Below are 23,782 nucleotides of genomic sequence, written 5' to 3' on the forward strand. Positions count from 1 at the left end.
GGCAAGCTTAGGCGGGACGCGCGCGCGGGCGCTAGCACGGATCGGCAACGGCGCGAGTCCGGTCCGTGCGCCGACCTTTATCGACGCGCCGCGCGCGGCTCCCGCTTGACGCCCAGCATCAACGCGACGCCGCTCATCACCAGCAGTGCCGCGAGCAGATAGAACGCGAGATCCATGCTGCCGGTCGTCGTGCGAATCTGGCCGATCACCCACGGACTGACGATCCCGCTGGTAATGCCGATACTGCTGATCAGCGCGATCCCCGCGGCGGCGGTATGGCCCGCCAGATAGCTCGGCGGCACCGCCCAGAAGATCGGCAGCGCGGCAAAGATCAGCACCGCCGCAATCGACAGAATCCCCAGCATCGCCGCAAGGCTGCTCAGATGCAGCGTCAGCGCCGCCAATGCGATCCCGCCGGCAATCGTGCAGAACGCGAAATGCTTGCGACGCTCGCCCATCCGGTCTGAGTGCCGCGCGATCAGCATCAGCCCGACCGCGCCGATCGCATTCGGAATCACCGTGAGGAGACTGACCTGCATGACGTCTTTCACGCCGAAGTCGCGGATCATCAGCGGCATCCAGAAGTTCAGCGTCAACGCCGCGCAGGTCAGCGAGAAATAAATGAACGCGAACAGATAGACACGCGGATCGCCGAGCGCGGTCGCGAGGCTGCGCAGACCGTGCGCGCTGTGTGCGCTATGTGTGCTGTTTGCGCTGTTTGCGTGCGTGCCGCTCTTGCCCGCGTGGTCCGCCGAGCACAATTCGATCAGCCGGGCTTTTTCGTCCGCGTCGAGCCACTTCGCGTCCTGCGGCCGGTCGGTCAGATAGAAGAACGCGACGAACGCGAGCAACACCGCCGGCAGGCCCTCGATCGCGAACATCCACTGCCAGCCGTACAGGCCCATCACGCCGGCCATATCGCGCATGATCCAGCCCGACACCAGACCGCCGAGCACACCCGCGACCGCGACGCCCGCGAAGAAAATCGACATCACCGCCGCACGCCGGTTGGCCGGAAACCAGTACGTCAGATACAGCACGATGCCCGGAAAGAAGCCCGCTTCGAACACGCCGAGCATGAAGCGCAGTACGTAGAAGTGCGAAGGTTTCGACACGAACATCATGCAGACCGATGCAATACCCCACAGCAGCATGATTCGCGTGAAGGTCTTGCGCGCGCCGAATTTCGCCAGCAGCAGATTGCTCGGCACTTCACACAGCACGTAGCCGACATAGAAAACGGCGGCGCCGAGGCCGTACATCGCATCGCTGAAGCCGAGGTCGTGCTTCATCTGCAACTGCGCGAAGCCGATGTTGATGCGGTCCAGGAAGGACACCACATAACAGATGAACAGGAACGGGATGATCCGCCAGGCGACCTTCGAGAAGATCTGCTGGTCGTCGGCCGGCGCATAGGACGCGCGCGCCACGCCGAATTCGAGGCTCTTTTCCATCTTCTGTCTCCACGGCGCCGCCCGTCTGTTGGCGGATCGCTCGTATTCCGGCGTCTTGCGCGCCCTCTTCGCTATTGATGAACAAAGGTCCCACGCGGGACCTTTGTCGCGGTCGCGACTACCTTCAGTCCTGCAGCGCGGTCCACATATCCTTGTCGCGCTGCGCGGTCCAGATGCGCGGATGCGTGAGGCCGCTCGCTTCGTCGTACGCGCGCGACACGTCGAACGGCAGGCAGTGCTCGTAGATGAACACGTGGCCGAACTTCGGGTCCATCGATTTGCGGGTCAGCGCCATCGCGCCTTTCAGATCGAGCTTTTCGGCGACCGCGTCATGGCCGGCCTGAAGCAGCGTCGTGACGAAGTCTTTCGTGTAGTCGAGGCCCTTGTTCACCTCGGCCGGCGACAGCAGCGCGGGACCGCGCCCCGGCACCAGCTTTTCCGCGTTCAAAGCGCGCAGCGCTTCGAGTGTGGCGGGCCACTGTTCGAGTTGCGCGTCGCCGCAATAGCAGGCCGCGTCGTATTCGACCAGGTCGCCGGAGAACAGCACCTTCTGCGACGGCAGCCACGCGACCGTGTCGCCCTTCGTGTGGCCGGCGCCGAGATGCGCGATTCGTACTTCGAGCTTGCCGAGAAACAGCGTGATTTCCTTCTCGAACACCAGCGTCGGCCATGTGAGGCCCGGCACCGTTTCGACGCCGGCGAACAGACGCGGAAAGCGCTCGATCTCCGACTTCATGTCCTGCTCGCCGCGCTCGACGATCATTTCATAGGTGCCGCGACTCGCGATGATCTGCTGCGCGCCTTCCGCGAAATACGCGGACGCGCCGAGCACGCGCACCGCGTGGTAATGCGACAGCACCACGTATTTGATCGGTTTGTCGGTCACGCTGCGGATTTTCGCGATCAGGTCCTGCGCCATTGCCGGCGTCGCGGTCGTGTCGACGATCAGCACGCCGTCGTCGCCGATGATCACGCCCGAGTTCGGATCGCCCTCGGCGGTGTACGCGTAGGCGTTCTCCGACAGCTGGGTCCACGTGATCTTTTTCTCTTCGAGGTCTGCCTGCGATGCGAATGCTTTAGCCATGTTCTCTCCTGTGAATCTGCGGGGGATGACGCATGGTCGCTTCGCGGTTGATATTTGTCAATAGCAAATATGCTTGCCATAGTTAAACAACGGGAAAACCCTCGTGACGGGCCGCGATGGCACAATGCGCAGGATCGGGCGCGATCGCGCGCACCGGCACGAGTGGACCTCTCAATTGAAAGAAACAAGCGAAAAAACGCAGCGCGGGATTCAGAGCGTCGAAGTCGCGGGACGCATTCTCGAAGCGCTCGCGCGGCGCCGCGAGCCGGTCGCGCTGAGCGAACTGGCCGGCGCCGCCGGACTCTCGACCGCGCAGGCGCATACCTATCTGGTCAGCCTGACCAAGCTCGGCCTCGTCAAGCGCGATGCGCTCACCGGCTACTACGAACCGGGCCCGCTGTCGCTGCGCCTCGGGATGATGGGCGTCGAGCAGCAGCCGGCTTACCGGATCGCCGCGCCGTACGCGACGCAACTGGCCGAACGCATCGGCTTCAGCGTCGCGCTCTGCGTGAGCGGCCCGCAGGGACCGACGATCGTGCGCTACGAGCGCGGCGGCTCGCCGCTGCATGTGAACCTGCACGTCGGCACCGTGATGTCGCTGCGGACCACCGCCACCGGCCGCGTCTTCAGCGCGTTCCTCGATGCGGCCGAACTGGCCGCGACGATGGAGCGCCAGGGACTGACGCCCCCTCACGTCGGCGTCGACGAGTCGCCGTTTGGCGGCTACGAGCCGGAGCAATGGCAGGCTCAGCTCGACGACACCCGGCGCCGCGGGATCGCGCGCAACGTCGACATGCCGAGCCCCGGCATCAGCGCGATGAGCGTGCCGGTCCTCGACGCGGACCGGCGCCTGTTGCTCGCGCTGACCGTGATCGGGCCGTCGGGCACGATGGATGTCGGCTGGAACGGTGCGATCGCGCGCGAGCTGCGCGAACTCGCTCAACGCATCGCGCAAGCGCTGCCTGACCGGAGCCTCACTCATGCAAGCTGACCCCGCACTCTCGAACGACGCCGCGACCACCGTCGAAGCGAAAGCGCAGCGCGGGATCAACGCGCTCGACAGCACCGGCGAACTGCTGATGGCGCTCGCCGGGGCCGGTCAGCCGCTCAGTCTGCGCGACCTCGCGGCGGCCGCCGGCATGCCGCCCGCGAAGGCGTTTCCGCATCTGGTGAGCCTGCAGAAGATCGGCCTGCTGGCGCGCCGCGACGATGGCTGTTTCGCGAGCGGGCCGCTCGGTTTCGAACTGGGTTTGATCGCGTTGCAGCGGCTGTCGCCGACCCGCGATGCCGAGCCGGAGATCGCGTCGCTCGCGGTGTCGACCGGGATGTCGGTCGCGGCGGCGACGCTTGGACCACTGGGGCCGACCGTGATCCGGCTCGAAGAATCGACGCGGCCGCAGCACGTGAGTCTGCGCGTCGGTACGGTGATGTCGCTGGTCAATACCGCGATCGGCCGCGTGTTCGCCGCGCATCTGCCGGAAGACGAGCTGGAAGGGTTGCTCGCGCAGGAGCCGATCCGGCTCGCCGGGGAGGTTACGAAAAGCGCGGCGAAAACCGCGACTAAAGCGGCGCCGAAGGCGACGCTTTCACCCGAGTACCGTACGCGTCTCGCGCGCATCCGCGCGACCGGCATCGACGACGCGTTCGATACGCCGGTGCCCGGCATCGGCACGCTGGCCGCGCCGGTGTTCGATCACACGCACAGCATCCGGCTGGTGATCGCGGTGATCGGGCCGTCGAGCGGGTTCGATCGCAGTCCGAACGGTGCGATCGGGCGCGCGCTGCTGGAGGCGACGCGACGGTTGTCGTGGCGCTTCGGGTTGTTTGGGGAAGGCGCCGGGGAGGTTTGAGGGTGGCTTGAGCGAGGCTTGAGGGTGACTTGAGCGCCCTCGCCTCATGCCTCCGCCTCCGCCTCCGCCTCATGCACTCTTCTCACGCGTTCGCGTCTGGCTGCCGGCCCGGTTCGGCGGCGGCGAACGCGTCCAACGTCATCGCGTGATCGGCGATGCGTACGATGGTCGGATACGCGTCGAGCGGGATTTCAAAGCGGCGCGCATTCCAGACCTGCGGGACGATGCACAGATCGGCGAGCGTCGGCGCGTCGCCAAACGTGAAGCGCCCGACGCGCGGCTCCGCCGCAAGACGCTGCTCCAGCGACGCGAATCCCACTTCGAGCCAATGCCGGTACCACGCCTGCCTCTGCGCGTCGGAGACGTGCAGTTCCCCGCTCAGATATTTCAGCACCCGCAGATTCGCGAGCGGATGAATCTCACAGGCAATCTGCAACGCGACGGAGCGCACGAACGCGCGATCGAGCGGCGCGGCCGGCAACAACGCAGGCGTCGGATACAACTCGTCGAGATACTCGATGATCGCCAGCGACTGCGTGAGCACGCTGGTCGTCGCTTCCTCGTGAACCGACAACGACGGCACCAGTCCGTCGGGATTGAGCGCGCGATACGCGGGCTGCAACTGCTCGCCGCCGTCGCGCAGCAGATGCACTGGCGCCTGATCGTGCGGCACGCCTTTCAGATTCAGCGCGATGCGCACACGGAACGACGCCGAACTGCGGAAGTAGCCGTGCAGGGTCAGCGCATTCATACGGTCTCCTGAGCAGGCACCGGTTGCGCAACGGCGTTCGGCGCGTTCGGCGCGTTAGACCCGGCAGCCGCTTCCGCGCCGCCGCCCAGATCCGTGCGCGCCTTCGCGAGCGCCTCCCGGATCACGTCGGTATCGCCGACATGATTCGCCAGCAGCAGCACGAGCTTCGCGTTCAGCGCGTGACTATCGGCGTCGCTTAGTCCGTTGTGCGTATCGATCAGATGCTCGTAGAACGCATCCATGTCCGCAATGTTGGGTTCGAGATTCAGATGGCTCATCGTGGGTTCAACCGTTCAGGGTGACGTTGCAGGTTGCGCGCCCGACGGCCGCGCGGACAGAAGCGGGATCCAGTGCACGCCAGCGCGCGCACACGTGCTGATCGGGGCGCAGCAGATAGAACGTGCCGGCGCGCGCATCGAAGCGCTGCTGGACCACGCCCGCCACGTCCTCGACGATCGTCACGCCGGCGAGCGGCGACACCTTCGCGCCGGCCGGGACGACTACCAGCGCGCGGACCGGAATCGGCTCATGCGCGAGCGCCGCACACTGCGCGACGACCGCATCGAGATTCTCGTCGGGGCCGCAAAAATAGAGGCCGGTGAAATTGCCGCCGTCGGTGTGCCTGAGCAGCCACGCCGACTTGCCGTCGCTTGCGACCGGCGCATCGGCGCAGACCGCGCCCGGCACCATCGCGCCCGCGAACTCGTCGCCGGGCAGATCCGGCGTGTTCAGTACGGAGCCCGACAGCACCGCGGGCACCGACAGCCTGCCGCTGTTGACGATGCGCCGCGCAAACGGACAGTCTTTCGCGAGCTTCAATGTCGCGTCGCGGAACAGCCGCGACACCGCGCTTTTGGGCGTGATGAAGTCGGTCGCGCGGGTCGAGTTCTGGATGTTTTCGTCGGCCGCGTATTCGCGCTCGGACGCATAGGTGTCGAGTAGCGCGTCGGGCGCCGCGCCGTTCGTGACCAGCCGCAGCTTCCACACCAGATTGTCCGCGTCCTGCACGCCGCTATTCGCGCCGCGCGCGCCGAACGGTGACACGCCATGCGCGGAATCGCCGGCGAACAGCACCCGGCCGTGGCGGAACGAATCCATCCGCAGACACGAGAACGTGTAGACGCTGACCCACTCGAGTTCGAACTCGACGTCCTCGCCGAGCAGCGCCTTGACGCGCGGAATCACCCGCTCGGGCGCTTTTTCGGCGACCGGGTCGGCGTCCCAGCCGAGCTGGAAATCGATGCGCCAGACGTTATCCGGCTGCCGATGCAGCAGCACCGACTGATTGCGATGGAACGGCGGATCGAACCAGAACCAGCGCTCGGTCGGAAACGGCGCCTTCATCTTCACGTCGGCGATCAGGAAGCGGTCCTTGAACGTGCGGCCGCGGCTGTCGAGGCCGAGCATGTTGCGCATCGCGCTGCGCGCGCCGTCGGCCGCGACCACGTATTGCGCGCGCAGCGGATAGGTGCCGTCGGGCGTGTCGATCAGCAGTTCGACGTGATCGTCGTATTGCGTGAGTCCGGCGACGCTGCTTTTCCAGCGCATCTGCAGGTTCTCGAGCTGCATCGCGCGCTCGGCGAGATAGCCTTCCACGTAGTACTGCTGGAGATTGATGAAGGCCGGCCGCGCGTGGCCCGTTTCGGGCAGCAGGTTGAACGTGTAGATCAGTTCGTCCTGCAGAAAGACTTTGCCGACGTTCCAGCTCACACCCTTCTCGACCATCCGGTCGCCGCAACCGAGCCGGTCGAAGATTTCGAGCGTGCGCTTCGCGAAGCAGATCGCGCGCGAGCCGCTCGACAGCGTGTCGTCGTTGTCCACCAGCACCACGTCGACGCCTTGCTGCGCGAGATCGATCGCCGCGGCGAGGCCGACCGGGCCGGCGCCGACCACGACGACGGGCAGCAACGCGTGGGCGGGGGCGTCGTGCTCGGCGGCCCGAACGTAGTCGAAACGCAGTTTCTGGTAGTCGACCGGCATGATGTCTCCTGAATCTGAAATTAATCTATAGCAAGTTGTGTTGCTATTTGCGAATTACGGTGATTTTAGGATGCAGGAGGCGGTGGCGGGCATTTGCGTTTACCCTGGCTTTTTGGGGTGACGTGGCGGGGGCCGGAAATAAAAAAAGCCCGCGAAATCGCGGGCTTCTGAAGTGCTACTGCTTACGGTCACCCGATCTCGCAGGATCCCGTCACCGCACGAGGAACGCTACGACGCAGTGTTCATACGCATCCGCTTCGTGTTCGCCAGCGGCTCATGCCGCATCGGCCCCTTAATGAGGTCGCTCATCGCGTCGCGGATCCAGCAGCTGGCCGGCTCGTGATGAAAACGCGGATGCCAGTGCAGATAGAAGTCATACGTCGGAGCGGAAAACGGTAAGGGCAGCAGCTTCACATTGACGAATTCCGCGAAGCGTCGCCCGACCGCCTGAGGGACCGCCGCGATCATGTCCGATCCGGCGACGATGAACGGCACCCCGATAAAGCGCGGCACGCTGAAACGCACGTTGATGCGGATCTTGAGCCGTTCGTGCGCGCGTTCGAGCACATCCTGCTCGCGGCCGTCGGCGTGGACCACCACGTGCGCGGCCTCCTTATACTGGTCGAGCGATAACGTGTCGCCAATCTGCGGATGGTCGTCGCGGGCGATGCACACGTACTCGTGCCGGTACAGCGCCTTGCGCTTGAGCGACTCGCTGTTCAAGCCCGGAAAGTAGCCGATCGCGAGATCGACATCACCGCTCGCCAGCCCCTCCTCCAGATCCGGCATGCTGAGCGCGACTGTCTTGATCCGTATGTGCGGCGCGGCTTTCGCCAGAAAGCTCTGCAGGCGCGGCAGAAACACCATCTCGCCGATATCCGACATGCACAGCACGAAGCTACGCGAGGACTCCGCCGGCCGGAACTCGGGGGCCGGCAGGATCTCGACCTGCACGAGATCGAGCAGCCGCGCGACCGGATCGCCGAGCGCCTGCGCGCGCGGCGTCGGTTCCATCCCGCGCCCGGTACGCACGAATAACGGATCCCCGAAGAGATCACGCAACTTCGACAGCGCGTAGCTCATTGCCGGCTGGCTCAGCCCGATGCTCGCACCCGCCTGGGTCACGTGGCGCTTCTTCAGCAGCGCGTCGAAAACCTTTAACAGGTTCAGATCGACCTGACGAATATCCATAATTTGGATGATCCCTATCGAAGTCACATAATTGACGGATTTTATCGCGATTCTTAACATCGTTTCCATACCAAAGGAGTGAGACACCATGTCTGAAGGACAAAAGCCGCAACGCCCATTGCGCAGCAATTTCCCGCGCGGTTCCTACCTCGGCGCGGTGCGTGCCGCCCAGTGGCGCAATCTCGGCATCAGCGAGGAAGACCTGACCAAACCGAAGATCGCGATCGTCAATTCGTCCTCCGAGCTCGCAACCTGCTTCAGCCACCTCGACGGCATCGCCGCCCAACTGAAGGACGCGATCCGCGCAGCGGGCGCGCTGCCCTTCGAAATCCGTACCGCGGCGCCGAGCGATTTCATCACCGGCGCGGGTGCGCGCGGCGCGTACATGCTGGCGGCGCGCGATCTCATCACGAACGACATCGAAGTTGCTGTCGAAGGCGCGCAGCTTGACGCAATGGTGTGCCTCGTATCGTGCGACAAGACGATCCCGGGCCAACTGATGGCCGCGGCCCGCCTGAACGTGCCGACCATTGTGGTGGCCTGCGGCTACCAGCCGAGCGGCGAATACAAGGGCGAGCACGTCGACATCGAAGATGTATTTGTCGGCGCGATGCATACGCTCACCGGCAAGCTGCCTGTAGAGGACCTGATCGGCATGAGCCAGAACGCCATTCGCGGCCCTGGTGTCTGCTCGGGTCTCGGAACGGCCAATTCGATGCATATCGTCTGCGAGGCATTGGGCATGGCCCTGCCGGGTAGCACGCCGGTTGCGGCCAACAGCGAAAAAATGTTCAACCATGTGCGTGAAGCCGGCGCACGCATCGTTCAGATGGTTCTCGATGACCAGCGTCCGCGCGACATTCTCACGCCGGGCGCATTCGCCAACGCGGTGAAGGCGGTTCTCGCGGTCGGCGGCTCGATCAACTCCGTCAAGCACCTTCAGGCGGTCGCGACGGAAGGCCAGATCGACGTCGACATTTACAAGCTGTTCGAAGATTTCGCCGATCAAACGCCGGTCATCACCGGTGTTCGTCCGGTCGGCTCGCACACCATCGAGCAACTGGAAGCGGCCGGCGGCGCGCGCGGCGTGATGAAGCGCCTCGAATCCTTGCTGGACACGAGCGCAATGACGGTGACGGGCAAAACCGTGGCTGAAAATCTCGCTGACGTGACGATTGCCGACGCCGACGTCATCCGTCCCGTCGATAAGCCGTTTGCCGATAGCGCGGCGATTATCCTGGTGCGAGGCAACCTCGCGCCGCAAACCGGCATCGTCAAGTTCGGCATATCGCCGACCAAGGCTCGCCTCTTCAAGGGCGAAGCGATCTGCTTCTGGACTTCCGATGAAGCTATCGCGGCAATCAAGGACGGTCGCGTGAAGCCCGGCAACGTGGTCGTCATGCGGGGCGCCGGTGCCTGCGGTGGTCCGGCAATGGGCGGCGGTGCGTCTCGTGTCGTGTTCGCCATCGACGGTGCGGGCCTCGGTGAAGAAGTCGCGATGCTCACCGACGGTCACCTTTCAGGCCTCGTGTGCAAGGGTCTCGTGGTCGCGGAAGTCTCGCCGGAAGCGGCAACGGGCGGGCCGCTGGCCCTCGTGGAAGATGGCGACCTGATCGACATCGACCTCGATCGCCGCGTGTGCGACCTGCTCGTTGATGAGGCCGTGCTGGAACAGCGCCGCGCCGAGTGGAAAAAGCCCGCGCCGGTCAACGACACGGGCTGGCTGAAGGTTTACCGCGCTACGGTCAGCGACACGCCGCAAGGCGTCGTCCTCAACGCATCGCGTACGCAAAAGGGGCGCTGACATGAACCGCTCATCCGTAGTCGATATTGGTACGGTGATTGAGCGGGAGCAAACGCGCAGTTTCGGCGCTCTGCTCATTATTGCCATGGCTGTGGTGATGATGACCGAAGGCTATGACCTTGCCGCGATGGCTTTCGCGGCCCCCGCACTCGCTCGCGCCTGGCATCTGGATCACGGCGTGCTTGGGCCCGTGTTCAGCGCGTTTGTGTTCGGGACGATGATCGGCGCATTTGTCCTCGGTTATCTCGGTGACGTGCTCGGTCGCAAACGCGTGATCATCCTCGGCAGCCTCGTGCTCGCGGTGTTCACCCTCGCGGCATCGCAAGCCACGGATCTGACTGAGCTGTTGTGGCTACGATTCCTTGGGGGCCTCGGTATCGGCGGTGTGGTGCCCAATGCGATTGCCTACATGACCGATTTCGCACCGAAGCGTCAACGTGCAACGTGGGTCACGCTGATGTACTGCGGTTATATGGTGGGTACCAGCCTGGGCGGCATCATTGCAGCGCAATTCATTCCGGCGTATGGCTGGCAAGTCGTGTTCATGATCGGCGGTATCGCACCGATACTCGCTTCGATCATGATGGCGCTCGTCGTCCCCGAGTCGATCCGGTTCCTTACGCTCAAGGGTCGCCACGCAGAGGTGGCGAAAATTATTGCGCGTAGCGCGCCGGGCGTTTCGCTCACGCCGGACACGAAATTCGCGATCGCGGAAGAACCGCTTGAATCAGGGGCGTTTTCAGAATTGTTCGCGGGTCCGCTGCGCGCGATTACCCCGATTCTGTGGCTCGTGTATATCGCCAATTCTTTCGCGCTGTTCTTTATGAGCAGCTGGTTGCCGGTGCTGATCGAACGTATTGGTCTTTCCCCGCACGACGCTGCCCTCGTTACCACGATGTTCCAGATTGGCGGCGCGGTCGGCGGCCTCGCGCTGATGCGTTTCGTCGACACGCGCGGCGCGATCGTCATCACCGTGTTGCCGATCATTGGCATTCCGGTTGTCGCGTTGATCGGCACGGGTCTGCCGGTACCGCTGCTGTGGTGTTTCGCATTCCTGTCTGGTTTCACCGTGGTCGGCACGCAGTCGGGTTTGAATGCGGTCGCATCGCTGATTTACCCCACTGCCCTTCGCGCAAAGGGAACGGGGACCGCGGTCAGTATCCAGAAGATCGGTGCAATCGCGGGCCCGCTCATTGGCGGCGTGCTGATTTCCGCGCATGTTCCCATTGCACAGGTTTTCTATTGGGTTGCAGTGCCGGTTGCAATCGTCGCTGCCCTCGCATTTATTCTGGGTCTGTTGCAGCGCAGCCGTGAACGCGCCACGCCTGAGCCAATCTCTGAGAAAGGAATGAACCATGCCGTTTAACGTGACGCCCCTCGATTCAGCGCGTCCTGATTTTGCTGGCCTCGCAACCGGCATTGACCTGACTGCGCCTGTCAACGAAGCGCTCGCATCCGAGATCGACGATGCGATGAATCAATACGGCGTTCTGGTGTTCCGCGGACAACCGCTGACGCAGGATCAACAGCTTGACTTTGCGCGCGGCCTCGGTCCGCTCGATGTCGGCTTCAAACGCGTGGCTTCGCCCCATGCGCGATTGAAATATCAGGAACTCGCGGATATTTCGAACCTGAACGAAGAAGGCGAAATCGCGGACCGCAATCACCGTCGTATCGTCGGCAATCTCGCGAACCAGCTCTGGCATAGCGATAGCTCATTCCAGAAGCCGTCCGCGCGCTACTCGATGCTGCACTGCGTGGTCCCCGCAGCGAAGGGGGGCGAAACGGAATTCGCCGATATGCGCGCGGCGTACGACGCACTCGAAGACGACCGCAAAGCCGAACTCGACGGTCTGGAAGTCGAGCACTACGCGCTGCACTCGCGCTTCTTCCTCGGCGATACGGCATACGACGAATCCCAGCGCGCCGCTCTTCCGCCAGTGCAATGGCCCATCGTGCGCGAGCACGCGGGTTCGCATCGCAAGCATCTGTACATCGGCGCACACGCAACGCATGTTCCGGGTCGCACCGTTGCCGAGGGACGCATGATGCTGGTCGACCTGCTGGAGCACGCCACGCAGCGCCAGTTCGTCTACAGGCATTCGTGGCAAGCCGGTGACCTCGTGATCTGGGATAACCGCTGCACGCTGCATCGCGGCCGTCACTACGATTTGTCGCAGCACCGCGAACTGCGCCGCGCGACGACCATGGATATGGATCGCACGCCCGCTACGGCCGAACACGGAGCGATTTAAATGCGCCTGAATGACGATGAACGCGCGATGCTGGACGGCCGCGATGGTGAGGCCGCTCAGGCAGCAATGGATCTACTGGTGCGCTACGGCGAGGCGCTCGGCGCTGAACGTCTCGTCGACACGAATAACGTGTGTGGGACCGTCGGCGCGACGATGCCGTTCCTGCGCGACTACGCACTGAAGGAAAGCGGCATGGATTCCGTCTTTTCGGAATTCAGCCTCGATACGCCGAACAGGATCGACATTCCGAAGGTCAAGGTATTCAGCACGCACCTGCAACAGGGGCTGGATCCCGAAAACGCCCATCTTCAAGGCATTGATGAGCAAGTCGTCAAGGTCTACAAAATGGGCGAGGAGTACAAGGCCAAACTCGGTATTCAGCCCATGAATACGTGTGCGCCCTACCTCACCGGCAACGTGCCGGTGCGCGGCGAACACTGCGCGTGGATGGAATCGTCGGCCGTTATTTATATCAACGCCGTACTCGGGGCGCGCACGAATGCCGAAGGACGTGAAAGCACCGGCGCCGCGATGCTCACGGGCAAGATTCCTTACTGGGGTCTTCACCTCGAAGAAAACCGCGCCGGCACGCATCTGATCGAACTCGATATCGAGATCAAGACGGTGCAGGATTGGGGGCTGCTCGGCTACTACATCGGTGAAGCCGTGCAGGACCAGATTCCTGTCATTGATGGCCTGAGAGGCGGCGCGAACCTTCCGAAACTGAAACATTTCGGTGCCGCCGCCGCATCCTCCGGCGGCGTCGAGATGTATCACATCGTCGGTCAAACGCCTGAAGCTCACACACGCGAACAGGCGTTCCGGGGCCGCAAGCCGGTCGAAGTGATTCGTTACGGCGCAGCGGAGCGTCGTCTTGCGTACGAGCGCGTGAACACGACTGCGCGCGAATCGAAAGTCGATTTCGTGATGCTCGGTTGTCCGCACTATTCCATCGAACAGATTTGGGAAGTCTGCGAACTGCTCGAAAGCCGCAAGGTGAACGCAAATAGCGCGCTGTGGATTTTCACGGCTCGTGCAACGCGTCAACTCGCTGACCAGGCCGGCTACACGGAACGTCTGAAAAACGCGGGTGCCGTGCTAATGACGGACACCTGCTCGGCAATCGGTCGAGTCATGCCCAAGGGCGCGCGCGTGGTTGCGCTGGATTCCGCCAAGCAGGCGCACTACCTGCCCGCAATTATGGGCGTCGAAGCATGGTTCGGCACGACGGCTGAATGTGTGGACGCCGCAGTCACCGGGCAATGGCAAGGAGGGCTCAAAGCATGAGCGAGCGGACAGTTGAAGCGGCTGACGAAGTCACGATCGTTCTGCACGGCCGCAAAGTGGTGGGTGGCGTGGTTGAAGGTGAAGCACTCGTGACGCATGAACAGATTTCGGGTTGGGGGGGTATCGATCCGCGTACCGGCAGCGTCATCGAAACACGCCACGAACTGCGCGGCCAAAGCTTCGCGGGCAAGGTGCTCGTGTTTCCGGGTGCAAAGGGGTCGTCGGGTTGGTCGAGTCAATTCCATATCGCGCGCCTCATGGGTACTGCCCCGGCTGCGATGTTGTTCAACCAGATGACGACCAAGATTGCATTAGGTGCCGTGGTCACGCATTCACCGTCCATTACCGATTTCGACATCGATCCGCTCGACGTGATCGAAACGGGCGATTGGGTAAAGGTGGATGCGGATCGGGGCATTGTTGAAGTGACCCGGCGCAGGCGGGATTAGACGCGAGAGTTAAAACGGGATTGAATGCGGCGGGGGTTTCTCCCGCGCATGCCAGATTTTATGGAGAAGTATGGTGGCACGAGAAACCAACATTGTTCAACGCAACCAAAAGTCGAAAAGCTGGCAACTGCAAGCTGACATTTGTATCGTAGGCGCGGGAATTTCCGGCATTTCCGCAGCGCTCGAAGCAGCCAGACTCGGCCGCAAAGTCGTACTCGTCGACAGCCTCCCGGCGCTCGGCGGTCAGGCTGTCAATTCGGTTATCGGTACGTTCTGCGGTCTTTTTTCCAATGGTCCGAAGCGCTTCCAGGTAACGCACGGTATTGCCGATGAGATTCTGAAGGACCTCGGCGCGCAAGGCGCGCTGACTTACAAGGAAGGCCCGCTCACGACCGTTGTTCTGTATGACGAAGTCGCACTCGCCCGCTGGATCGACAGGCAGATTCTCGCGTCGGGCGTGACGCTCGTGCTCGGCGCGGTACTGCGTGAGGTGAAGCGCGAGGGCTCGCGCGTACAGGAACTCGAAGTCGCAACGCGCTACGGCGACGTTCGCGTTGCAGCGAATGGTTTCGTTGACGCCAGCGGCGACGCCGCCCTCACCTACCTCGCGGGTTTCGATTGCCAGGAGCCAGTCACGCACGTCCAGGGTACGCAGATGTTCGTGGTCGAAGGACTGGACGAAACGAACCTGCCGACCTACCCGGAATTCCGTGAACGTGTCGAAGCGCGTGCCCACGTCTATGGCCTTAAACGCAAAGACGGTCTCATGTTCTACCTGCGCGGCACTGGGGTCGCCATGGCGAACATGACGCACATCGAAACGCCGCTTGACCCGATTGAAGCGTCGCGTATCGCCCTGTCGGGCCGCGATCAGGCCGATGTTGCATATGAATTCCTGAAAGGCGAATACCCGGAAATCTACAAGAACTCCCGTATCCGTGCGTACGCACTGCCGGGTATCCGTCAAACGCGCTGGATCGTCGGCGAGCAACAACTGACTTCCGATGACGTCATCAGGGCCGTCAAATTCGACGATGCCGTGACGCGTACTTCCTGGCCGATCGAACTGCACGACCGCGCCGATGGTTACGTGTGGGAGCCGTTCGGCGATGATCACCTGCATACGGTCCCGTTCGGCAGCCTGGTTGTCAAAGGTGCGGAAAATCTGCTCGCCGCCGGTCGCTGTATCGACGCGGATGCGACGGCGTTGTCGAGCGTTCGTGTGATGGGTCCGTGTATCGCAATGGGCGCGGCTGTAGCGCACGCCTTCGATCTCGCGGACGGCAAGGCCATTTCGACGGTGGATCGCAAGGCGCTGCGCGAACGCCTGTTCGACAACGTGGATCGCATTAATCCCCCGCATTTGAAGGATTAGAGCTGCAAAGAGCCGATGACTCCGAGTCGCCGGCATGAAGAAACACCGCGCAGCGTACTGGAGATGTCTGGTATCTGACGCGGTGTTCAAACGGAGGAGACAATGACTCAAGCATCAAATGCTGGGCGCACGATCGACGTGTCGCGTCTCATCGAAGAGCAAAAGGTCGGTTGGTTCGCAGTTATCGTGATCTTCACGGCATGGCTCATCATGCTCACGGATGGTTACGAACTCGGCGCACTCGCCTACGCCGCACCTTCGCTCATCAAGTCATGGGGTATTCAACGAAGCGCACTGGGTCCGGTATTCGGCGCGAACATCTTCGGCATCATGGTGGGTTCGATCCTGTTCGGCTGGATCGGCGACAAGATCGGCCGCAAGCGTGCCATTTTGTTCGGCGCGGTGTTTTACGGTCTTGTCACGCTTTCGACCGCATGGGCCACCACGATTGACCATCTTCTGTGGCTGCGATTTACCGCGGGCATCGGCATTGGCGGTGCGGTGCCCAATGCGTTCGTGCTCGTGTCGGAGTTTGCCCCGAAACGGCTGCGCGCCACCTGGGTGACGACGATGTTCACCGGCTATACGCTGGGTGCGGGTTTCGGCGGCGGTGTTGCTGTCTGGCTCGTGCCTAGATTCGGTTGGACCGCCGTATTCGTGGTTGGAGGCCTCGCACCGATCATCGCGGCGTGCATCCTGTCCTTCGTCATGCACGAATCGCTTCGCTATCGGGTACTTAACAACTGGCCGCAAGCGGGTATCAGAAAAACGCTCAAGCGCCTTGCGCCCGGTCTGTCGGTTCCCGCCGATGCGAAGTTCATCGTCAGCGATGAACGCAGCGTGACGAGGTTCAAGGTAAGCATGCTGTTCCAGGGCAACCTGCTCCAGATCACCACGACCCTTTGGCTCGCCTACATCGCGAATTCGATGGCGCTGTTTTTCCTGCAGAACTGGCTCCCCGTCCTGATCGAGGCAACCGGTATCGACGCGCACCATGCCGCGCTGATCTCCACGCTGTTCTCTGTCGGTGGTACGGCAGGTAGTCTGGTGCTGATGCGTTTTATCGATACGCACGGTGTCAAGCTCGTTACGATCCTTCCGCTTATCGGCTTCCCGCTCGTTGCGGCACTCGGCATGGGCTTCGGTGCAGGTGCGCTGACCGCAATTGTATTCGCTGTGGGCTTCTGCGTGTCCGGCACGCAATCGGGCTTGAATGCCGTGGGATCGATGGTCTACCCCACCAGCTTTCGCGCGAAGGGGACGGGTACAGCAATCGGTATCGCGAAGATCGGTTCGATTTCCGGCCCGATGATTGGTGGCGCGTTGCTGGCCGATCATCTTCCTGTCGCGCAATTGTTCCAGTTCGCGGCGATCCCGGTCGCGGCGGCCGCCGCGCTGATTTTTATTCTCGGACGCGCGTACCGTGGCTCAGATGACATTTCCGAAGAAGTCGTAGTGGAAGCTGCTCATTAACGCTCTTTTTGCAGCTTCTGTTATTTAGTTTTACTAATTCAAAATCAATTAAATAAAACAACTATTCCATCTGGAGGAAAGACAATGAAGGTTGCAATCAGTGCCGCTGCAGTCGTGGCCGCGTGCGCGACGCCGATGATGGCTCAGGCGCAAAGCTCGGTGACGTTGTACGGCATTATCGACAATGGTATTGCCTATACAAACTCAGTCGCCTCGTCGATCACGGCGCAAGGTGCATCGCGCTGGTCGATGCAAACCGGCTGGGGTAGCGGTGACCGGGTTGGCTTCACCGGTCGTGAAGACCTCGGCGGTGGGCTCGCCGCAGTTTTCACGCTCGAAATGGGCTTCAGTGCCGTGAACGGCACTTCGTCGCAAGGGGGTCGTCTGTTCGGTCGTCAGGCGTTCGTCGGACTGGATTCGAGTACGTATGGGCGCTTCACGATGGGTCGCCAATACGACTTCACGTTCGACTACATCGCCCCGATGCTCTCGTGGCTTCAGTTCGGCAGTATCTACGGCGCGCACGTCGGCGACGTGGATAACACGTTCCAGACGGTACGTCTGAACAACACCGTCAAATATGAAGTCAGCCCGCTGCAAGGTTTGAAACTCGGCGCGATCTACGCTTTCAGTAACCAGGCGGGCGGCCCGGACGGTCAAGGTTTCGCCAATAACCGCGCGTTCGGCTTTGGTGCCACGTACAAGCGCGGCGGCTTGCACGCGGCAGCGACTTACCTGCAACTGGATCACCCTTCGGCGGGTCAACCTGGCGGCAGCAACCCGAACGGCGCGAACGGCGGTGAGTACACCTTCTCGACGGCTATCTTCTACAACGCGGGTTTTGTGGAGCGTCAACGCGTCGCGGCTGTCGGCGGCGGTTATGACTTCGGCCAGCTGTCGGTTAACGCTGTTTTTACCGATACACATCTGAACTACAGAGGTGATCACTCCACGCGCGTGGACAATTACGAAGTCAATACGAGGTACATGTTCACACCGGCGATTTCGGCGGGTATTGGCTACATCTTCACCGATGCCTCGGGCTATACAGGCGAGGGAGCAACGTCGTACGCGAGTGGCAGTCATCCGCGCTGGCATCAGATCAATGCTGGGGCCTCCTATCTTCTGTCCAAGCGCACCGATCTGCACGCGTCCGTCGTTTTCCAGCGCCAGGCCGGTGACGCGAGTGCAACCGCGATCAACTTCTTCGGTCCGGCTGGTGCGAACCAGAAAAACCAGATCGCGATTTTGGCGGGACTGCGTCACCGGTTCTGATACGACGCGTCGCGAGGTCTGGGTCCGCAATGACAATTTGCGGGCGTAACCGATGCAGAAACATAAGGCAGGCGATTTTTGACGAAAAACGCCGGCCTTATCGATGATTGACGCAATCGGAAAAACATGAAAAAAAGCCCGCAAAATCGCGGGCTTAGTTCATTTACTGCCTGTCACTGCCAGGTGGCGCCAGAAGCTGTACCGAAATGGCGCTTACTCCCACTCGATCGTCGCCGGCGGCTTCCCCGAGATGTCATAAACCACCCGGTTAATCCCCCGCACCTCATTAATGATCCGGTTCGACACATGCCCGAGCAGCTCGTGCGGCAGATGCGCCCAATGCGCGGTCATGAAGTCGAGCGTCTGCACCGCGCGCAGCGCGACGACGTACTCATAAGTGCGCCCATCGCCCATCACGCCGACGCTCTTCACCGGCAGGAACACCGCGAACGCCTGGCTCGTCAGGTCGTACCACGACTTGCCGGTTTCCTTGTCGATCGTGGTGCGCAGCGTCTCGATGAAGATCGCGTCCGCGCGGCGCAGCAGGTCCGCGAAATCGCGCTTCACTTCGCCGAGAATCCGCACGCCCAGACCCGGGCCCGGGAACGGGTGGCGATACACCATCGAGTGCGGCAGACCGAGCTTCACGCCGAGTTCGCGCACTTCGTCCTTGAACAGCTCGCGCAGGGGCTCGAGCAGCTTCAGGTTCAGCGTCTCCGGCAGGCCGCCGACGTTGTGGTGGCTCTTGATCGTCTGCGCGGCCTTCTTGCCCTTGCCCGCCGATTCGATCACGTCCGGATAGATCGTGCCCTGCGCGAGCCACTTCGCGTCGGTCAGCTTGCCCGCTTCGGTCTGGAACACTTCGACGAACTCAGCGCCGATGATCTTGCGCTTCGCTTCCGGGTCGGTCACGCCGGCCAGCTTGCCGAGGAACGCCTCGCTGGCGTCGACGTGGACCACCTTCACGCCGAGGTTATCGGCGAACAGCGCCATCACCTGCTCGGCTTCGTTCAGACGCAGCAGACCGTGGTCGACGAACACGCAGGTCAGCTGATCGCCGATCGCGCGATGCAACAGCGCCGCCGCCACCGACGAATCCACGCCCCCCGACAGCCCGAGAATCACCTGCTCGTTACCGACCTGCTCGCGAATCTTCGCGACGGCTTCGTCGATGTAGTGGCCCATTTCCCAGTCGGCCTTCGCACCGCAGATCTGCAGCACGAAGCGTTCGAGCATCGCGCGGCCCTGCACCGTGTGGGTGACTTCCGGGTGCCATTGCAGGCCGTAGAAACGGCGCTGTTCGTCGGCCATCGCGGCGATCGGGCACGACTCGGTCGATGCCATCAGCGCGAAGCCCGGCGGCATTTCCAGCACCTTGTCGCCGTGGCTCATCCACACCTTCAGCATGCCGTGGCCTTCGGCCGTGGTGAAGTCGGCGATGCCTTCGAGCAGGCTCGTGTGGTTGCGCGCGCGCACTTCGGCGTAACCGAATTCGCGCAGATGGCCGATGTCGACCTTGCCGCCGAGTTGCTGGGCCATCGCCTGCATCCCGTAGCAGATGCCGAGCACCGGCACGCCGAGTTCGAACACGGCTTGCGGCACGCGCGGCGTGTCTTCCTCGGTGACCGAGCTCGGACCGCCGGACAGGATCACGCCCTTCGGCGCGAACTCGCGGATGAACGCCGCATCGACGTCGTACGGATGGATTTCCGAATACACGTTGGCTTCGCGAACGCGACGTGCAATCAGTTGGGTGACTTGCGAACCGAAGTCGAGAATCAGGATCTTGTCATGCATGGCAGCGGACGGAATCAAAAGTGAGCGGATACGGAATGCCGCGCACGAAGCGCGGCGTTGAATTCAAAACGGTCCACGCGGCGCCGGATACAGCGCGGCGCGGACCTGAAACAGCACGGTAAAGCGCACGGAGATGGATAACATCGCGGCGCGCCGTCTGCGGCGCGCGCGAACCCAACCCGGAAGCTTCGGTAAGCGGCGTGGCGCGCGGCGCGTCAGCCATGAAACGGCGGCCGGGGCGCGTCGTTGTGCGCATCGCCCGAAGCGGACGCGGCGCGCTCGGACGCGCCCGTGGCCGGATGAAGCGGCGCCGTGGAAGCGACCGATGCGGCGCCGGGCGCCGCAGACGCAGCGGCAGCCGGATTGACCGGCCGCGTGACCGGCGCCACGGGTTCGGGCGCCGGCTCGGCGCGATAGACCGGAAAGCCCGCGGTGACATGCGGCTCGCGCGCGCCGTCGGGCTCGACCCGACGCTCGAGTTCGCGTTGCCGCACGGCATCTTTGTCCGCCTGCTTCTGCGCCTCTTTGGCGGCCTTCTTATCAGCCTTGCCGGAGGATTTGCCGGCGACGACACCCTTCTCGCGCCGCCGCACCGCACCCGACAGCCTGACCCCGCCGAGCCCGACGACCACCAGCACGACCGCGGCCAGCACCGTCACCAGTTGCCCGTAGCCGGGCAGCGACGGCGTACGCAGACCGAGCAGCCACGCGAGCATCAGCACGCCGGTCAGCCAGTGCACGTGCCCGACGACCTTCGCGACCTTCGAGGTCAACGCACCGTCGAACGATGCATGCACCGCCAGCCACGCGAGCCCGATCAGCGCGATGCCGAACGCCTGGCCGACCAGCGCCGGCTGCGTCTGCACCAGATGCAGCCCGTCGTACAGCGAAGTCCAGGGCGTCAGCAGGAACAGCAGGCCGAAACCCAGCAGTAACAACGCATCCAGGATCAGTACAACGCGCAGCAGTGGCTTCATCGGCGTTTAGTCCACGTGGTAGTTGGGCGCTTCCTTGGTGATCTGCACGTCATGCACGTGCGACTCGCGCAGGCCCGCGCCGGTGATCTGCACGAACTCGGCCTTCTCGTTCATCTCGGCGATCGTGCGGCAGCCGCAGTAGCCCATGCTCGCGCGCACGCCACCGATCAGCTGGAACAGGATCGCGTTGACCGAACCCTTGTAAGCGACGCGGCCTTCGATGCCTTCCGGCACCAGCTTGTCGATGTTCGCCGAGTTGTCCTGGAAGTAGCGGTCCGCGGCGCCGTCCTTCATCGCGCCGACCGAGCCCATGCCGCGGTACGACTTGTACTGACGGCCCTGGTACAGGAACACTTCGCCCGGTGCCTCTTCGGTGCCGGCGAACATGCTGCCCATCATGACCGCGCTCGCGCCAGCGGCGAGTGCCTTGCTGACGTCGCCCGAGAAGCGCACGCCGCCGTCGGCGATCACCGGCACGCCGGTGCCGCGCAGTGCTTCGGAGACGTTGGAGATTGCGGTGACTTGGGGCACGCCGACACCGGCGACGATCCGCGTCGTGCAGATCGAACCCGGGCCGATACCGACCTTCACGCCGTCCGCGCCGTATTCGACCAGCGCCTTCGCGGCGGCGGCGGTAGCGATGTTGCCGCCGATCACTTCGACGTGCGGGAAGTTCTGCTTGACCCACTTGACGCGCTCGAGCACGCCCTTGCTGTGGCCGTGCGCGGTATCGACGACGATTACGTCGACGCCCGCCTGCACCAGCAGTTCGACGCGCTCTTCGTTGTCCGCGCCGACGCCGACCGCCGCGCCCGCGCGCAGCTTGCCGTGTTCGTCCTTACAGGCGTCCGGGTGCTCGGTCTGCTTGGTGATGTCCTTGACGGTCATCAGGCCGCGCAGTTCGAACGTGTCGTTGACGACCAGCACGCGCTCGAGGCGGTGGCTGTGCATCAGCGCCTTCGCTTCGGCGAGCGGCGTGCCTTCCTTGACGGTGACGAGGCGCTCGCGCGGCGTCATGATGTTGCGCACCGGCTCGTCCAGACGCTCTTCGAAGCGCAGGTCGCGGTTCGTCACGATCCCGACGAGTTGCGCGCCCTCGACGACCGGGAAGCCCGAAATGCCATGCTGGCGCGACAGCGCGATCACGTCGCGCACTTTCATCTGCGGCGGCACCGTGATCGGATCGCGCACGACGCCCGACTCGAAACGCTTGACCTTGGCGACTTCACGCGCCTGCTCGGCCGGCGTGAGGTTCTTGTGGACGATACCGACGCCGCCCATTTGCGCCATGGCGATCGCCAGACGTGCTTCGGTCACCGTGTCCATTGCGGCGGACACGAGCGGCATATTCAGGGAAATGTTGCGGGTCAGCCGGGTCTTGAGGCTGGTGTCGCGCGGCAAAACATCGGAGAAGGCCGGGACGAGGAGCACGTCATCGAACGTGAGTGCTGTTTGGATCAGACGCATGGCAAATCCTATAGGCGCAAAAGCGAATTATACGCGATACCTCCCCGGTTTTCACTGCGCGAACAGCAGCTTAGCGAATTTCGGACGATTTTTTTCCGCTTTGCCGGGCCGCCGATTTCGCTTGCCTGTTCGCCCCGGGTTCGATCGGGTTTCGTTTGCGCGTTCGTCCACACCCGCCCCATAAAACCGCTCCCCGGGCGCGAATGCAGGATCGAACAAGACGCCTACCCCGCAAAACCGCTATTCTGCCGACCATTCCAGTTTTCCAGTCAGGAGCAGTCGATGCAGCGCGGTGTGGCATATGGGGTAATGGCCGGGGCCTTGTGGGGCATGGTGTTTCTGGTGCCGCGGGTGCTGCCGGACTTCTCTCCGCTGCTGCTCAGCGCCGGCCGCTATTCGATGTACGGCATCGTCGCGCTGGTCGCCGCGCTACCGGTCGCGCGCTCGCTGCTCAGGCGCCTGACCCGCGAAGACCTGATCGCGCTGGTCAAGCTCGCGCTCGCCGGCAACATCGTCTATTACCTGCTGCTGACGGCCGCCGTGCATCTGATCGGGATCGCGCCGGCGTCGCTGATCGTCGGCGTGTTGCCGGTCACGGTCACGCTGGTCGGCCGGCGCGACCACGGCGCGGTGCCGCTCGCGCGCCTCGCATGGCCGCTCGCGATCGTGATGGCCGGCATCGTCTGCATCAATATCGACGTTTTCACCGAAACAGGCGCGACGCCGGTGAGCGTTGCGACGCGGCTCGTCGGCGTCGCCTGTGCGGTCGGCGCGTTGATCTGCTGGACGTGGTTCGCGGTCGAAAACGCGCGCTATCTGCAGCGGCAAACGCATTTCAGCGGCAATGAGTGGTCGGTGCTGTGGGGCGTCGTCACCGGCGCGCTGGGCGGCGCGATGTGGCTCGTGATCGCGCTGCTGCCGTCGGGCGGCCCGCAAGGGGAACTGGCCGACGCGCGCTGGCACACGTTCTGGCTGCTCAACCTGGTGCTCGCGATCGGCGCGTCGTGGCTCGGCAACGGGCTGTGGAACGCCGCGTCGAAGCGGCTGCCCCTCACGCTATCCGGTCAGATGATCGTGTTCGAGACGCTGTTCGCGTTGCTGTATGCGTTTATTTACGACCAGCGGCTGCCGCGTCCGCTGGAGTTTGCAGCGATCCTGCTGCTGGTGGCGGGAGTCTGCTGGTCGGTGCGCCAGCATTCGGACGACGACGCGTCGGGCGCGGCGCGTCTGGACGACAAGCCGCAAGTTTCCGCGCATTGATGAGGGATGAAGGCCGGACAAGCGCTGTTTCAGGTTGAGCGGCGCGTGGGTTT

Annotated in this window: 18 protein-coding genes and 1 pseudogene; 10 read left to right on the forward strand and 9 right to left on the reverse strand. The window is 63.1% G+C overall.

The window, feature by feature from the left end:
• Positions 1 to 77 precede the first annotated feature (77 nt).
• Together BTH42_RS15845 and BTH42_RS15850 are read right to left on the reverse strand one after the other, a co-directional pair.
• On the reverse strand, positions 78 to 1,454 hold the full coding sequence (locus BTH42_RS15845) for an MFS transporter (RefSeq protein ID WP_075301018.1): 1,377 nt from the start codon (positions 1,452 to 1,454) through the stop codon (positions 78 to 80).
• Positions 1,455 to 1,578: 124 nt separating this feature from the next.
• A complete protein-coding gene (locus BTH42_RS15850; protein ID WP_075301020.1) occupies positions 1,579 to 2,538 on the reverse strand; it encodes an MBL fold metallo-hydrolase in 960 nt (319 codons plus the stop codon).
• Between the two features lie 124 nt (positions 2,539 to 2,662).
• Here BTH42_RS15850 and BTH42_RS36035 point away from each other — a divergent pair.
• Positions 2,663 to 4,388: pseudogene (locus BTH42_RS36035) on the forward strand (IclR family transcriptional regulator).
• Positions 4,389 to 4,470: 82 nt separating this feature from the next.
• Here the strand turns inward: BTH42_RS36035 and maiA are convergent.
• The 4 genes from maiA to BTH42_RS15880 form a co-directional block, all read right to left on the reverse strand.
• Complete coding sequence (gene maiA, locus BTH42_RS15865; protein WP_075301171.1) at positions 4,471 to 5,130, reverse strand: maleylacetoacetate isomerase; 660 nt, start codon at positions 5,128 to 5,130, stop codon at positions 4,471 to 4,473.
• Between the two features lie 5 nt (positions 5,131 to 5,135).
• A complete protein-coding gene (locus BTH42_RS34335; RefSeq protein WP_083654826.1) occupies positions 5,136 to 5,417 on the reverse strand; it encodes a DUF2783 domain-containing protein in 282 nt (93 codons plus the stop codon).
• Between the two features lie 7 nt (positions 5,418 to 5,424).
• The gene (locus tag BTH42_RS15875) at positions 5,425 to 7,119 is read right to left on the reverse strand and encodes an FAD-dependent oxidoreductase (RefSeq protein WP_075301026.1); all 1,695 of its coding nucleotides are present in this window, start codon (positions 7,117 to 7,119) and stop codon (positions 5,425 to 5,427) included.
• 228 nt (positions 7,120 to 7,347) lie between these two features.
• Positions 7,348 to 8,310, reverse strand: a complete 963-nt coding sequence (locus BTH42_RS15880) for a LysR family transcriptional regulator (protein ID WP_075301028.1) — start codon at positions 8,308 to 8,310, stop codon at positions 7,348 to 7,350.
• Positions 8,311 to 8,398: 88 nt separating this feature from the next.
• Between BTH42_RS15880 and BTH42_RS15885 the strand changes: the two genes are divergently transcribed.
• The 8 genes from BTH42_RS15885 to BTH42_RS15920 all read left to right on the forward strand — a co-directional run bounded on the left by BTH42_RS15885 (position 8,399) and on the right by BTH42_RS15920 (position 18,228).
• Positions 8,399 to 10,114 (forward strand): dihydroxy-acid dehydratase, encoded by a 1,716-nt coding sequence (locus tag BTH42_RS15885; RefSeq protein WP_075301030.1) that lies wholly within the window; start codon positions 8,399 to 8,401, stop codon positions 10,112 to 10,114.
• A gap of 1 nt (position 10,115) precedes the next feature.
• Positions 10,116 to 11,480, forward strand: coding sequence for an MFS transporter (locus tag BTH42_RS15890; protein WP_075301032.1), 1,365 nt, complete (start codon positions 10,116 to 10,118; stop codon positions 11,478 to 11,480).
• The gene (locus tag BTH42_RS15895; protein WP_075301034.1) at positions 11,470 to 12,369 is read left to right on the forward strand and encodes a TauD/TfdA family dioxygenase; all 900 of its coding nucleotides are present in this window, start codon (positions 11,470 to 11,472) and stop codon (positions 12,367 to 12,369) included. The genes BTH42_RS15890 and BTH42_RS15895 overlap by 11 nt, the downstream gene beginning before the upstream one ends.
• Complete coding sequence (locus BTH42_RS15900; protein WP_075301036.1) at positions 12,370 to 13,656, forward strand: aconitase X catalytic domain-containing protein; 1,287 nt, start codon at positions 12,370 to 12,372, stop codon at positions 13,654 to 13,656.
• Positions 13,653 to 14,105, forward strand: a complete 453-nt coding sequence (locus tag BTH42_RS15905) for an aconitase X swivel domain-containing protein (protein ID WP_075301038.1) — start codon at positions 13,653 to 13,655, stop codon at positions 14,103 to 14,105. The genes BTH42_RS15900 and BTH42_RS15905 overlap by 4 nt, the downstream gene beginning before the upstream one ends.
• 70 nt (positions 14,106 to 14,175) lie before the next feature.
• Complete coding sequence (locus tag BTH42_RS15910; RefSeq protein ID WP_075301040.1) at positions 14,176 to 15,480, forward strand: FAD-dependent oxidoreductase; 1,305 nt, start codon at positions 14,176 to 14,178, stop codon at positions 15,478 to 15,480.
• 102 nt (positions 15,481 to 15,582) lie between these two features.
• Positions 15,583 to 16,953: an MFS transporter gene (locus tag BTH42_RS15915; protein WP_075301042.1), complete on the forward strand. Its 1,371-nt coding sequence runs from the start codon at positions 15,583 to 15,585 to the stop codon at positions 16,951 to 16,953.
• 84 nt (positions 16,954 to 17,037) lie between these two features.
• Complete coding sequence (locus BTH42_RS15920; protein ID WP_075301043.1) at positions 17,038 to 18,228, forward strand: porin; 1,191 nt, start codon at positions 17,038 to 17,040, stop codon at positions 18,226 to 18,228.
• 213 nt (positions 18,229 to 18,441) lie between these two features.
• On the opposite strand, the gene guaA is transcribed toward BTH42_RS15920, so the two are convergent.
• From guaA to guaB, 3 genes are all read right to left on the reverse strand, one after another.
• The gene (guaA, locus tag BTH42_RS15925; RefSeq protein ID WP_075301045.1) at positions 18,442 to 20,025 is read right to left on the reverse strand and encodes a glutamine-hydrolyzing GMP synthase; all 1,584 of its coding nucleotides are present in this window, start codon (positions 20,023 to 20,025) and stop codon (positions 18,442 to 18,444) included.
• 215 nt (positions 20,026 to 20,240) lie between these two features.
• A complete protein-coding gene (locus tag BTH42_RS15930) occupies positions 20,241 to 21,002 on the reverse strand; it encodes a hypothetical protein (RefSeq protein WP_075301047.1) in 762 nt (253 codons plus the stop codon).
• A 6-nt stretch (positions 21,003 to 21,008) separates the two neighbouring features.
• Entirely contained in the window at positions 21,009 to 22,469 is a 1,461-nt protein-coding gene (guaB, locus tag BTH42_RS15935) for an IMP dehydrogenase (protein WP_075301049.1), read from the reverse strand.
• Between the two features lie 282 nt (positions 22,470 to 22,751).
• On the opposite strand from guaB, the gene BTH42_RS15940 reads away from it, so the two are divergent.
• Positions 22,752 to 23,729, forward strand: a complete 978-nt coding sequence (locus BTH42_RS15940; protein WP_075301051.1) for a DMT family transporter — start codon at positions 22,752 to 22,754, stop codon at positions 23,727 to 23,729.
• The last annotated feature ends 53 nt before the right edge of the window (positions 23,730 to 23,782 follow it).

This window comes from Burkholderia sp. SRS-W-2-2016 (genome assembly GCF_001931485.1).
Classification (GTDB): domain Bacteria; phylum Pseudomonadota; class Gammaproteobacteria; order Burkholderiales; family Burkholderiaceae; genus Paraburkholderia.